Origin of the sequence: Amycolatopsis sp. CA-161197 (assembly GCF_050942255.1) — a bacterium.
In the GTDB taxonomy this organism is placed as follows: Bacteria; Actinomycetota; Actinomycetes; order Mycobacteriales; family Pseudonocardiaceae; genus Amycolatopsis.
Window position 1 is genome coordinate 9,016,649 of sequence record NZ_CP192059.1, and the last position, 12,005, is coordinate 9,028,653.

Consider the following 12,005-nt stretch of genomic DNA (forward strand, 5'->3'; position numbering starts at 1 on the left):
ACCGCGTTCTTCGACAACGGTGCCCCGGCGGGATTTCGCCGGGGCACCGTTTTTCTGCCTTTTTCTCCTGCGTGGCAGGCAATGGCGTGCAGTTCGCGTGGTGCGAGGGGACCGTTCGCGCTGCTCGGCGGGTGTCACGAACGGGCACCTCGTGCCACTCATCGGGACGCCGGCGCCGGGAAAAGGTGCCTCCGACCTGCGGGACCCGGGTTTCGCGAGAAGTTACTAGCGAGTAACATCACTGGAGCGCGCTGTGGTCAGCGCGGCTTGGATGCAGCAGAATGCGGCAAGGGTCCAGCGTTGTACGGCGGAGGGTGATGGAGATGGCGACGTTCTTGGTGACGGGTGCGACCGGGTTGATCGGCCGCCAGTTCACCCGGCTGCTGCTCATGCGGCCGGATGCGGAACGCGTCGCCCTCGTGGTGCGCGCGTCGTCGAGGGAGAAGCTGGCGAAGCTGGTGGACGGGTGGCCGCACGCGGACCGCGTGACGCTCGTGACCGGCGACCTCGGCGAGCCGATGCTGGGTGTGTCCGAGGAGGACCGCGGCAATCTGCGCGGCGTGGACCACGTCGTGCACCTGGCCGCCCTCTACGACATCACCGCCGACGACGAGACCAGCATCAAGGCCAATGTGGACGGTACGCAGCACGTCGTCGACCTCGCCGCGGACCTGCGCGCCGGCGTGCTGCACCACGTGTCGTCGGTGGCGGTGGCCGGTAATCACGAGGGCCTGTTCACCGAGGACATGTTCGACGTGGGGCAGCGGCTGATCACGCCGTACCACCGCACGAAGTTCGAGGCCGAGAAGCTGGTGCGCGAGCAGCACGAGGTGCCGTGGCGCGTGTACCGGCCGGCCGTGGTGGTCGGTGACTCCAAGACCGGCGAGATGGACAAGATCGACGGCCCGTACTACCTCTTCCCCGCCATCAGCCGGCTCGCCGGGCTGCCCGACGTGCCGATCGTCGGGCCGGACCTTGGCGACACCAACGTGGTGCCGGTCGACTACGTGGCCAAGGCACTGCTGGAGCTGGTGACCACGGCGGGCCTCGACGGGCGGGCCTTCCACCTCGTGAACCCCGAGCCGCAGCCGGTGGTGTCGGTGTACAACGCGTTCGCGCGGTCCGCGGGCGCGCCGACGATCTCGGTGCAGCTGGGCGACGGCGTCTCGAAGGGGCTCATCGGACTGGTCAAGCTCAGCGAGCACATCCCGGGCTTCACGATCGCGCGCGACGCGGTGATGGAGCGGCTCGGGATCCCGCCGGTGCTGCTGGAGACGATGGCGTTCCCGTCGGTGTTCGCCTCGACCGAGACGCGCAAAGCGCTGGCGGGCACGGGCGTCGAGGTGCCGCGGCTCGAGGACTACGCGGCCACGCTGTGGCGCTACTGGCGCGAGCACCTCGACCCGTTCCGCGCCCGCAAGCACGGTCCGCGCGGCGAGCTGGACGGGCGGCGCGTGATCATCACCGGCGCGTCTTCGGGCATCGGGCGCGCGACGGCGCTGAAGGTCGCGGCCGCGGGCGGCGTGCCGCTGCTGGTGGCTCGCCGGCAGCACGAGCTGGAGGAGGTGCGCGACGAGATCATCGCGGCCGGCGGCACGGCGTCGGTGTACCCGGCGGACCTGACCGACGAGGAGTCGGTGCACAAGGCCGTGGACGCGATGCTGGCCGAGCACGGCCGGATCGACATGCTGGTGAACAACGCGGGCCGCTCGATCCGCCGGTCGATCAAGCTGTCGTACGACCGCATGCACGACTACGAGCGCGCGATGGCGATCAACTACTTCGGTGCGGTGCGGCTGATCCTCGCGGTGCTGCCGCACATGTCGGAGCGGAAGTTCGGGCACATCGTGAACGTGTCGTCGATCGGTGTGCAGGGCATCGCGCCGCGCTTCTCCGCGTACGCCGCGTCGAAGGCCGCGCTCGACTACTTTTCACGGATCGCGGCGACGGAGACCCACGGTGACGGGATCACGTTCACCACGATCCACATGCCGCTGGTGCGCACGCCGATGATCCGGCCGACGAAGATCTACGACGCTTTCCCGACGAAGTCGCCGGAGCAGGCGGCCGACATGGTCATGAAGGCGCTGATCGAGCGGCCGAAGCACATCGGGACGCCGGCGGGGCAGGCCATCGGGCTCACGTACACGCTGGCACCGGGCCTCACGGACGCGATCGCGTACCAGGGTTTCCGCATCTTCCCCGACTCGACGGCGGCCGGCGGTTCGGGCCGGCTCAAGATCGGCCGTGGCGAGAAACACCTGTCACGGGCGGCGATGGCGCTCGCGCGGCTGTCGCGCGGGTTCCACTGGTAGTCACGGTGCGTTTCGAGGGTGAGGCCGTTCAGGGGACGATCACCAGGCGGGCCCGACACGTGGCGGTGAATCACCAGTCCTGACGCCGACGACACAATGTGCGCGGGTACGGTCGGGCCCATGGTTCCCGAGCGAGACAACGGCCTCCTGCCCCTGCGGCGCGAGTACACCCAAGCCTGGCACGGCTTCGACCGCAACGAGGTGCGCCAGTACCTCGACCACATCGAGGCGCAGCTGCGCCGGCTGCTCAGTGACCGCGACGCGGCGGCGGCGCAGGTCGCCACGCTGTCGCGCGAGCTCGACGCCGCGCGCGGCGAGGTGACCAAGCTGCAGGGCCGCGTCGAGGAGCTGATGAAGCCGCCCGAGCGGCTCGAGGACCTGGACGAGCGCATGCAGCGCACCGTGCAGCTCGCGCAGGCGCGCGCGGACGAGATCACCAAGCGCGCGCAGGTGGCGGCGGAGAAGCACTGGGCTTCGTCCACCGAGGCGTCGACGAAGCTGCGCGAGCGCTACACGCGCCTGGTGTCGGAGCTCGACAAGCAGGCCGAAGCGCTGCACTCCGAGCACGAGGCCGCGCTGAAGGAGACGCGCGCCGAGGTCCAGCGGCTCACGGTCGAGGCGGCGCAGCGCCGGGAACTCCTCGACAACGAAGCCGAGCGCAAGCGCCGCAAGATCGAGCGCGACTTCGACTCGAAGATCACCGCTGAGCGCAGCGCGCACGAGAAGCTCATCGCCGACCAGCGCACGGCGAGCAAGAACCAGGCCGAGCGCCGCATCGCCGAGGCGACGGCCGAGGCGAAGCGCCGCGTCGACGAGGCCACCACGGAAGCCAAGCGGCGCCTCGACGAAGCCACCACGCACGCCGCCCAGCGCACCACCGCGGCGACCCGCAAGGTCGAGCGCCTCGCCGAAATCCGCGAACAGGCGCGCAAGAACCTGGCGATGGCGGACGAGGTGCTGAAGAACAGCGAGAGCCTGCTGGCGGCGCTCCCGGCGGAGTCGGTGATCCCGTCGGCGTCGAAGCTGGTGGGTGGGGATGATCCGGCTGGTTCTTCTGCGTCGGCTGCTTCTGGCCCGGCTGCTGCCAAGCCCGCTGCGGCTTCTGGACCGGCTGCTGCCAAGCCGGCTGCGGCTGCTCCGGCCAAGCCTGCCGCCGCTCCTTCGCCGACCCCGGCTGCTTCCGCCAAGCCCGCCGCCACTCCGGCACCCGCGCCCAAGCCGGTTCCGGCCCCGAAGCCGAAGCCCGAGGTCGTCTCGGTCGACTCCCCGACCACCCCGGCCCCGACGGTGAAACCCCAGCCCGCAAACGGCAACGCGAACGGCAAGAGCTCCACACCTCAGCCGGTCTCCCAGACAGCCGGCAAGTCCAGCTCCTGACCCGCACTTCACGACGAAGGCCGCTCCCCACCATCGGGGAGCGGCCTTCGTCGTCGGCGGAGTCAGCGGCTGCGGGGCCAGGGGTTGGCGGCCTCCAGTTGTGCGGCCAGGCCCAGCAGCAGGGATTCGCCGCCGGGCGGGGCGACGAGCTGGACCGAGGTGGTGAGGTCGAGCGTCGGGTGGTGGCCGACGGGGACGGAGAGGGCGGGGAAGCCCGCGAGGTTCCAGAAGCCCGTGAAGTCGGCGACGCGGACGGCCGGCAGGGCGTTCGCGCCCCAGGAGCGGCGGTGCCAGCGCTGGGCTTTCGGGGGCAGGGTGGCGAGCGTCGGGGTGATGAGGACGTCGTGGGACGTGAAGAAGTCCTCGGCGCGGGAGATCCACGTGGTGCGGGAGCGGTCGCGGACGAAGGCGCGTGTGAGGTGGCCCAGGCGGACGTGGGTGCGGGTGCGGGGCTGGAGGTGGCGGAAGGTGAACTCGGCGTCGGCTTGGGCGGCGGGACCGGCGAACCAGCGGGCGACGAGGGCGAGCATGGTGTCGAAGCCGTAGGCGGGGGTGGCTTCCGTCAAGGTATGACCCGCAGCGGCCAGCAGCGTCGAGGCCTGGGCGACGGCCTGGCCGAGCGGGCGCGGGAGCGGGGCGCGCGTGACGGGGACCTGTGTGGAGAAGGCGATGCGCTGCGGGCCCGGCACCGGAACCTCGGCCAGCGAAGGGCGCTCGCCCAGCACGGACATCAGCAGGGCCGCGTCGGCGGTGGTCGTGGCGAGCGGGCCGTGCGTGGACATGCCGTACCAGCCCTCGGTGGGCTCCTGCACGACACCGCGGCCGGGCTTGAGGCCGACGAGGCCGCACATGGCGGCAGGCAACCGCACCGAGCCGAGGCCGTCAGTGCCGTGCGCGATGGGGATGAGGCCGGCGGCGACGGCGGCCGCGCTGCCGCCCGAGGAGCCGCCCGCCGTGTAGGCGGGTTCCCACGGGTTGCGGGAGACGCCGGTGGGGTCGTCGCTCATCGGGTACAGGCACAGCTCCGGCACGCGGGTGAGGCCGACGATCACGGCGCCCGCCGCGCGCAGCCGCGCGGCGATCACCCCGTCGGAAGGAAACGGCGTCTGCGGGCCGGCGACCGAGCCCCAGCCCGCGTACTCGCCCGCGACCTCGGTGACGTCCTTGACCGCCACGGGAACGCCCGCCAACGGCAGGCCACGCAGGTCCGGGCGGGCCGCGACCTCGGCCGCCTCTGCCAACGCCTCCGCCGCACGCACGCGCCGGAACGCGCCGACCACGCCGTCGGCCGCCGCGATGCGGGCGAGGGCCTCCTTGGTCACCTGAACGGGATCCAGCTCGCCGGCGCGCACCGCGCGCGCGATCTCCACCGCAGTCTGCACCATGATCCGCACCCTAACCGTCCTCAGTGGACAGCGACAAGGCTCCGCGCGCAGTCGACGACGGTCGCGGCCGCGGGCCGGGGCTGCCAGCCGAGCACCTGCTGCGCTTTGGCCGAGGTGTACACGTTCTTCCGGCCGAGGTCCGGCGCCACCTCGCGTACACCCGCGTTGACGAGGGCGAAACCGCGCAGCACGAAGTCGGGCAGACCACGCGTGGGCACCTTGGCGGCGTCGGGGCCGAGCTTCGCGCGGATCTCGCGCGCCGCCTCGCGCAGCCACAGGAACTCGCCGACGGCCACGAACCGCTCGCCCGCGGCCTCGGGCGCGAGCATGGCCCGAAGGTGGAGATCAGCGAGGTCACGGACATCGGTGATGCTGTAACCGAGCCGCGGGACGCCGGGGAGGCGGCCGTCGAGCAGGGCGCCGATCAGCTGCACCGAGCCGAGCGCCTGGCCGGCCAGCACCGGGCCGAGGATCGCGCCCGGCAGCACCGTCGCCAGCGAAGTGCCGCCGCCCGAGGACGCGATGAAGTCCCACGCCGCCCGCTCGGCCACGGCCTTGGAGCGGCGATACGGGTTGAGGCGGCGGTCGTCGGGGTCGGTCCACAGGGTCTCGTCGAACACCTCGGTGCTGCGCGTGCCGATCGGCGGCGCGGCGGCGGCCAGCGAGGACGTCATCACAACCCGCGAGACCCCGGCCTCGGTCGCGGCCTTCAGCACGCGCAACGCGTCGTCGCGCGCGGGGCCGATGAACGCGTCGGGGTCGCGCGAACCGTCGCCGCCCAGGGGCGACGCGACGTGCAGCACGTAGGTGCAGCCGGCCACCGCCTCGGCCCAGCCGGCGTCGGACGTCAGGTCGGCGACCACGACCTCCAGCCGGTCACCGGGGTCGGTCTCGCTGCCGACCGCGCGGCGCACGGCGGCTTCCTTGGCGGCCGAACGCACCGTCGTCCGCACGTCGTAGCCGCGCCGCAGCAGCTCGACGAGGCACCAGCCGGCGACGTAGCCGGTCCCGCCGGTCACCAGTACGCGCATGGGTCTCCCCTCGAAATTTCATTAGCCGATCGGCTAATGAAACCACTGTAGCCCATCCCGGCGAGCAACACCGTGGGTTAGCATCGCCGGGTGTCACCCACCCGGGCTGAGCAGGCCGAGAAGACCAGGCGCACGGTGCTCGCCACCGCGCGAGAACTGTTCGCCGAGCACGGGTTCGACGCCACGTCGCTGCAGCTGATCGCCGACACGATGGGCGTCACGAAAGCCAACGTCTACTACTACTTCCACACCAAGGCCGACATCCTCGCGGCTCTCCTGCAGAGCAGCATCGCGGCGTTCGACGAACTCCTCGAAGCAGCCGCGAAGGTCCAAACCGGACAGCAGCGGCGCGAGCTGCTCGTCGACGGTTTCGTGGCGCAGGTCGTGGCCCACCGCGCCGTCTCGCCGCTCAGCCGCACCGACCCGGGCGCGCGGCGGCACGAGAGCATCGGCCAGGCCCTCGACGACCAGGCCCGGCGCGGCCTGCGCCTGCTGTTCGGCGACCACCCGACACCCGACCAGACCGCCGCCTACTGGACGGCCACCGAGCTCGGCCCGGCGCTGCGAGGACTGGACCACCTGTCCGACGACGACCTGCGCGCCACCCTGCGCCGCCTCTGCCTGCGCATTCTGGACGTCTGAACCACAAAGCGCGAAAAGGGCCTTCTCCCACGAAACGGGAGAAGGCCCGGAGCAAAGGGCGGCGGCACTGCCGCCCGGCGAAAGTGGCTCAGATGGCGCCGGCACGCAGGGCGTAGGCCACGGCGTGGGCGCGGTTGTTGAGGCCGCAGCGGGTCATCAGGCCGTAGAGGACGTTCTTCACGGTCCGCTCCGAGTAGCAGAGCTTCGTCGCGATCTCCTCCGTGCCGTAGCCCTCGGCGACGAGCCGCAGCACGTCGCACTCGCGGGCGGCGAGGCCGGACAGGGTGAGGCCGTTGGGCTCCAGCACGTCGCGGCGCATGCGCTGGACCTGGCCGAGCAGCGCGCCCTGCAGGCGCGGCGGCAGGCTGGCGGTGCCGTCGCCGGCAGTGAGCACGGCGGACACGAGTTCGGCGCCACCGGTCTCGCGGCGCGGCAGGATCGCGACGACGCCGCACTCGATGGCGGTCATCAGGTCGCTCTCCCGGAAGTGGTCGGCGACGATGACGAGGTGCGGTCCGGCCAGCTGCTCGGACTCGCGGCCCAGCTCCTTGACCCGCGACAGCACGCGGTCGGTCACGTGCTCCTCCATCACGAGGACCACGTCGGCCTGCGCGGCCGAGTCCTCGGGGAGGACCTGCAGCTCGGCGCGGGTGCCCAGCAGACTCGCGGCGCCGGCCTTGGTGATCGGGTCCGAGGCGAGAACAGCGACTTTGACGAGCTTCACGAGATCTCCTACCACCACTCCAGGTTGACGGTGACAAGTCTCGCGCGGACGACTTCACGTTTTCTTACCAAGATTCTTCACGCCCGCCGCGATCGTGAAGAACCTCCGGATAACCGCAGGTCAGCGTCCTCTACGGGCCGCTTCACGAGGGTCTTGACGGCAGGGTTGAGCCACCCGTCGGCCCGGGCTTCACGCCGGCCTTCACGCCTCGGAGCACACCCCGCAGGCGCCCGGCCCCGCCGCGCCGGAGTTCCCGGCGATCTCCCGGAACGCCTCCCGCGCCCGTTCGACGCAGTCGGGCATCCGCCCGACGGCCTCGGTCCAGGCCTGCTTGGCCGCCCAGTAGCGCGCCTGCGCCTCCGGCGTCCAGGCCGCCATGTCCCGTTCCACAGTGGACTCCAGCTCCGTCAGCACGGCCCGGATCCCGCCGGTCGTCCTGCCCATCCGGTCGAGGATCTCGTCGGCGTCGGTGAAGTCGAAGCGCCCTGGACTCATATCCCGCTCAGGCCGCCCGTCCACGGCGTCGCCCGCTCGTCGGCGGCCGGGCGCGCGTCCGCCGCGCCGCCGGTGACCGCGAGCAGGTCGGCGAGCCTGCCCAGGATGAGGTCGTACTGCTGCTCCCAGTCGTTCATCGCCTGGCCGAAGCGCACCGAAGCGTCGCCCCGCCACGACGCCTGCAGCGCCGCCATCTCGCTGTTGACCCGCCTCAAATGGGCGTTGGCCGAGTCTATGGCGCGGGCGAACTCACCCGCCGCACCTCGCATACCGTCCGGCACCACCGTCGGAGGAATCGAATTCACGACGCTCTCCTCACCACACGTCCCCAGTACCCGCACCCGTGCCGCGCGGGCTTACCACCGAGCGTGACCCACCGACGGGGGGTGGCGAAACCGGGGACCAGGTGGTATGCCCGATTTTCGGATATCCTTGCCTGCCGTTCCACCGGGGTCTCGGCGGCGGAGTTTCCCCGGTGTTCGCCGTCACGCCGAGTGGCCGCAACACCGCGCCCCGAGACTGGCGGTCAGGGCGGCCGGCGAGACCCGGCCCCGGCCCGCTCCACCACCCGTTCGGGCGTAAGATCACGAGTGGCATCCGGCGTGTGACGATCCGTCAACGCGTGAAGGGAGACCGATGTCGGCAGCGGACGGCGCGGCAGGCGGTATCACCGCGCCGAAGATCCGGCTGCTCGGCCCGGTCCGCGCCTGGCGCGGCGACACGGAACTCGACAGCGCCGAACTGGATCTGGGCTCCGCCCACCGCCGCACGGTTCTCGCGGTGCTGGCGATGTCGCCCAACCGCACCGTTTCCCGCGAAGAGCTGATCGACGCTGTGTGGGGCGACGCGCCCCCGGCCAGCGCTCAGGGCAGCATCTACACCTACATCTCCGGCCTGCGCCGCGCGCTCGAGCCCGGCCGTGCGAAAGGCACCGGGCCGCAGCTGCTCGCGTCCATCGGGTCGGGGTACTCGCTCTGCGTGGAGCCCGAGACCGTCGACGTGCACCACTTCGAGGCCCTGCGCGACCAGGCCCAGCGCCACCTCTCGGCGGGCGAACGCGGTCCGGCGCTGGCGAAGCTCGACGAAGCGCTCGCGCTGTGGCACGGCGAGCCGCTGCAGAACCTGCCCGGCCCGTTCGCGGCGTCTCAGCGCACGCGGCTCGAGGAGCTGCGCCTCGCGACGGTCGAGCGTCGCGCCGAGGTCGTGCTCGACAACGGCGGGCACCTGGAGCTCGTCGACGAGTTGCTCGAATCGGCGCGCGAACACCCGTTCCGCGAGCCGCTGCACGGGCTGCTCATGCGAGCGCTCGCGCTCGGCGACCGCCGCACCGAAGCGCTGGCCGTGTACACGGACTTGCAGGACAAGCTGATCGAGGGCTTCGGCACCGAGCCGGGCCCGGCTCTGCGCGAGCTCTACGAGCGGCTGCTGGGCGGTGGTTCCGCGGTGGAGACCCCGGCCCCCGCGCCACGGCCGGCGCCGGCGCCCGCCCGGGTGCCGCGGTTCCCGTTGCCGGTGCTGCCGCCGCGCGCGGAGATCTTCTTCGACCGCGCGAGCGAGACGTTGCTGCTGCGCGAGGCCGTCGCCGGACTCGCCGGCGGCCTCGGCCGTTCGGTGTGGGTCGAGGGCGAACCCGGCATCGGCAAGACCGCGTTGCTCGCCGAAACCCTGTCGCTGGCCCAGGACGCGGGCGTCAAACCGCTGTTCGCCTCCGCCGACGCGCTCGACCAGCGCTTCGCCCTGCGGCCGCTGCTCGACGCGCTCGGGGTGCACCCGCGCGCGTCGGACCTGCGCCGCGCGGAGCTGGCCGTCGCGCTCGCCGAGAACCCCGGCGCCGACCCGGTGGAGGGCATTCTCGGGCTCGTGCGCGAGCTGTGCGCGGAGGAACCGCTCGCGCTCGTGGTCGACGACCTGCAGTGGGCCGACGACACCACGCTGCGCGTGTGGCGCTACCTCAGCCGTGAGACGCGGCGGCTGCCACTGCTGCTGATCGGCGCGTGCCGCCCGGTCCCCCGTCCCGCCGAGCTGGACGGCCTGCGCGCGGAGCTGGCGGCGGACGGCACGGAGCTGCTCACGCTCGGGCCGCTGCCCGAAAGCGCGATCCGCGACCTCGCCGGTGATCTCGCCGGCGCCCCGCCGGGCCAGGTGCTGCGCACGCTGATCGCGTTCGCGTCGGGAAATCCGCGCTACGCCAAGGAAATCGTGGAGACGCTGCTCTCCAACGCGATGATCCTGCTCGACGGCGCGCAGGCGATCGTCGACGGCAACAGCTGCCGCACGATCCCGGCACCGCTGGGTTCGCGCGTCACGCTGTACCTGAGCTTCCTCTCCAGTGGCACGCGCGACGTCCTGCGCTGGGCGGCCTTGCTGGGCAAGGAGTTCTCGCTGTCGGACATCGCGATCGCCACCGAGCGGCAGGCGACCGCGCTCGTCGGCGCCGTCGAGGAGGCGCTCGCGGCCGGCGTGCTCACCGAGTCCGACGAGCTGCTCACCTTCCGCCACCCGCTGCTGCGCCGCGTGCTGTACGAAAAGACGCCGGCCGCCATGCGCGTCGCGCTGCACCGCCAGCTCGCCGAGGCGTTCCAGGGCGCCGGTGCGTCGCCCGAGCGCGTGGCCGAGCAGCTGGCTGCCGCGCCGGTGCAGGTCGACCCGTGGGTGACGGGCTGGCTGACCGAGCACATCGGCACGGTCGCGACGGAGGCGCCGCGCATGGCCGTGGACCTGCTCAAGCACGTGGTCACGCAGGCCTCGCTGCCCGCCGACGCCCGCGAACCGCTCACGGCCACGCTGGCGCGGCTGCTGTTCTGGCTCGGCCGCGAGCCCGAAGCCGAGGCGCGCTCGGTCGTCGCGCGGACCGAGGACAGCAGGCAGGCCGCGGAGATGCGCTGGATCCTCGCCTACATCTACTACCGGCGCGGCGAGTTCGCCGAAGCGTCCGAAGAGGTCCGTCGCACGCTGGCCGACCCGCACGTGCCCGAGATGTGGCGCGGCCGGCACGAGACGCTGCGCGCGACGCTCGAACGCCTGGCCGTGGACGAAACGTCCGAACCGGACCTGTCGGAGCTGGGTGTGCTCGACGGCCTCGACGACGCCGCCGAACCGCTCAGCACCGCGCGCCGGCTGGCCGCGACCCGCGCCGTGCCCGGCGAGATGCACCTGGCGGGCGCTGTGCACTACTACTGGCGCGGCCGCTGGCCCGAGGCGCTGGCCGAGCTCGACACGGTGATCAAGGGCGGTGCGGAGACGGCGTCCTACGTGTTGCGCAGCCCCGGTTCCGCGCTGCTCGTGCACGGCGTCGGCGCGTTGATCGCGAGCCACCGCGACGAGCCGGAGGAAGCGAGCGCACACCTCGACGCCGCTGCGCACCAGCACTGGCCGCAGGGCCTCGAGCCCAACGGCGGCGACTACCTGCTGGCCGCCGAGGCGCAGCTGTCCGAACTGGAGGGCAACCCGGAGGCGGCGCTCGCCGCGCTGACCCCGTTGCTGGACCAGGGTTATCCGCCTTCGGCGCGCCAGCAGTGGCTGCCCGACCTGGTGCGCCTGGCGATGCAGCTGGGCGAGACGCACTACGCGTACCAGGCGCTGCGGCTGATCGGTGACACCGAGGGCACCGATGTCCCACCCGCGCACATGGCCGCCGCGGCCCACTGCCGCGGCCTGGTCGCGAGTGATCCCGACGCGATCCTCGGCGCGGCCGCGCACTACGAGGCCGCCGGCCGGGTGCTGAAACACGCGCGCGCCACCGAGGACGCCGCGATCCTGCTGGCGGAACACGGCCGGCTCGACGAGGCCCGCTCGGCGTTCCGCACGGCGCTCACCAGCTACACCACGCTCGGCGCGGCGTGGGACGTGCGCCGGGCCGAGACCCGGATGCACCCGCACGGCATCCGCCGCGCGAACCCCGTGCGCAGCCGCGCGGCGGGGGAATGATCCCGCTTTTCCCCGGCGCGCCCCGCTGAGCGGGACTGGCCGATGGGCTTTTGAGTCGAACATGGGCGCGCAGCGCCTCCGTTGAGGGTGGTGGCGGGGGCATCGGTGG

9 protein-coding genes are annotated in these 12,005 nt (G+C 72.3%); 4 read left to right on the forward strand and 5 right to left on the reverse strand.

Features of this window, described 5'->3' with window-relative positions:
- Positions 1-323 precede the first annotated feature (323 nt).
- Together ACQPXB_RS42670 and ACQPXB_RS42675 are read left to right on the forward strand one after the other, a co-directional pair.
- Complete coding sequence (locus ACQPXB_RS42670) at positions 324-2,315, forward strand: SDR family oxidoreductase (RefSeq protein ID WP_432847557.1); 1,992 nt, start codon at positions 324-326, stop codon at positions 2,313-2,315.
- A 120-nt stretch (positions 2,316-2,435) separates the two neighbouring features.
- The gene (locus tag ACQPXB_RS42675) at positions 2,436-3,692 is read left to right on the forward strand and encodes a cell division protein DivIVA (RefSeq protein WP_432847559.1); all 1,257 of its coding nucleotides are present in this window, start codon (positions 2,436-2,438) and stop codon (positions 3,690-3,692) included.
- Positions 3,693-3,754: 62 nt separating this feature from the next.
- On the opposite strand, the gene ACQPXB_RS42680 is transcribed toward ACQPXB_RS42675, so the two are convergent.
- Entirely contained in the window at positions 3,755-5,077 is a 1,323-nt protein-coding gene (locus tag ACQPXB_RS42680; RefSeq protein ID WP_432847561.1) for an amidase family protein, read from the reverse strand.
- 20 nt (positions 5,078-5,097) lie between these two features.
- The gene (locus ACQPXB_RS42685) at positions 5,098-6,108 is read right to left on the reverse strand and encodes an NAD-dependent epimerase/dehydratase family protein (RefSeq protein ID WP_432847563.1); all 1,011 of its coding nucleotides are present in this window, start codon (positions 6,106-6,108) and stop codon (positions 5,098-5,100) included.
- A gap of 90 nt (positions 6,109-6,198) precedes the next feature.
- Between ACQPXB_RS42685 and ACQPXB_RS42690 the strand changes: the two genes are divergently transcribed.
- Entirely contained in the window at positions 6,199-6,750 is a 552-nt protein-coding gene (locus tag ACQPXB_RS42690) for a TetR/AcrR family transcriptional regulator (protein ID WP_432847565.1), read from the forward strand.
- An 88-nt stretch (positions 6,751-6,838) separates the two neighbouring features.
- Here ACQPXB_RS42690 and ACQPXB_RS42695 read toward each other — a convergent pair whose 3' ends face one another.
- From ACQPXB_RS42695 to ACQPXB_RS42705, 3 genes are all read right to left on the reverse strand, one after another.
- The gene (locus ACQPXB_RS42695; protein WP_364050623.1) at positions 6,839-7,474 is read right to left on the reverse strand and encodes a response regulator transcription factor; all 636 of its coding nucleotides are present in this window, start codon (positions 7,472-7,474) and stop codon (positions 6,839-6,841) included.
- A 201-nt stretch (positions 7,475-7,675) separates the two neighbouring features.
- Positions 7,676-7,969 carry a WXG100 family type VII secretion target gene (locus ACQPXB_RS42700; protein ID WP_366579946.1) on the reverse strand — a complete coding sequence of 98 codons (294 nt, stop codon included), beginning with the start codon at positions 7,967-7,969 and terminating at the stop codon, positions 7,676-7,678.
- Positions 7,966-8,274 carry a WXG100 family type VII secretion target gene (locus ACQPXB_RS42705; RefSeq protein ID WP_432847567.1) on the reverse strand — a complete coding sequence of 103 codons (309 nt, stop codon included), beginning with the start codon at positions 8,272-8,274 and terminating at the stop codon, positions 7,966-7,968. The genes ACQPXB_RS42700 and ACQPXB_RS42705 overlap by 4 nt, the downstream gene beginning before the upstream one ends.
- Positions 8,275-8,605: 331 nt before the next feature.
- Here ACQPXB_RS42705 and ACQPXB_RS42710 point away from each other — a divergent pair, with 331 nt between their 5' ends.
- On the forward strand, positions 8,606-11,896 hold the full coding sequence (locus ACQPXB_RS42710) for a BTAD domain-containing putative transcriptional regulator (protein WP_432847569.1): 3,291 nt from the start codon (positions 8,606-8,608) through the stop codon (positions 11,894-11,896).
- Positions 11,897-12,005 lie beyond the last annotated feature (109 nt).

Excerpts from the sequence above, each read along its gene's own strand:
- ACQPXB_RS42670 (WP_432847557.1), top strand. The coding sequence starts at position 324 with ATGGCGACGTTCTTGGTGACGGGTGCGACCGGGTTGATCGGCCGCCAG.
- ACQPXB_RS42675 (WP_432847559.1), top strand. The coding sequence starts at position 2,436 with ATGGTTCCCGAGCGAGACAACGGCCTCCTGCCCCTGCGGCGCGAGTAC.
- ACQPXB_RS42680 (WP_432847561.1), bottom strand. The coding sequence starts at position 5,077 with ATGGTGCAGACTGCGGTGGAGATCGCGCGCGCGGTGCGCGCCGGCGAG.
- ACQPXB_RS42685 (WP_432847563.1), bottom strand. The coding sequence starts at position 6,108 with ATGCGCGTACTGGTGACCGGCGGGACCGGCTACGTCGCCGGCTGGTGC.
- ACQPXB_RS42700 (WP_366579946.1), bottom strand. The coding sequence starts at position 7,969 with ATGAGTCCAGGGCGCTTCGACTTCACCGACGCCGACGAGATCCTCGAC.
- ACQPXB_RS42710 (WP_432847569.1), top strand. The coding sequence starts at position 8,606 with ATGTCGGCAGCGGACGGCGCGGCAGGCGGTATCACCGCGCCGAAGATC.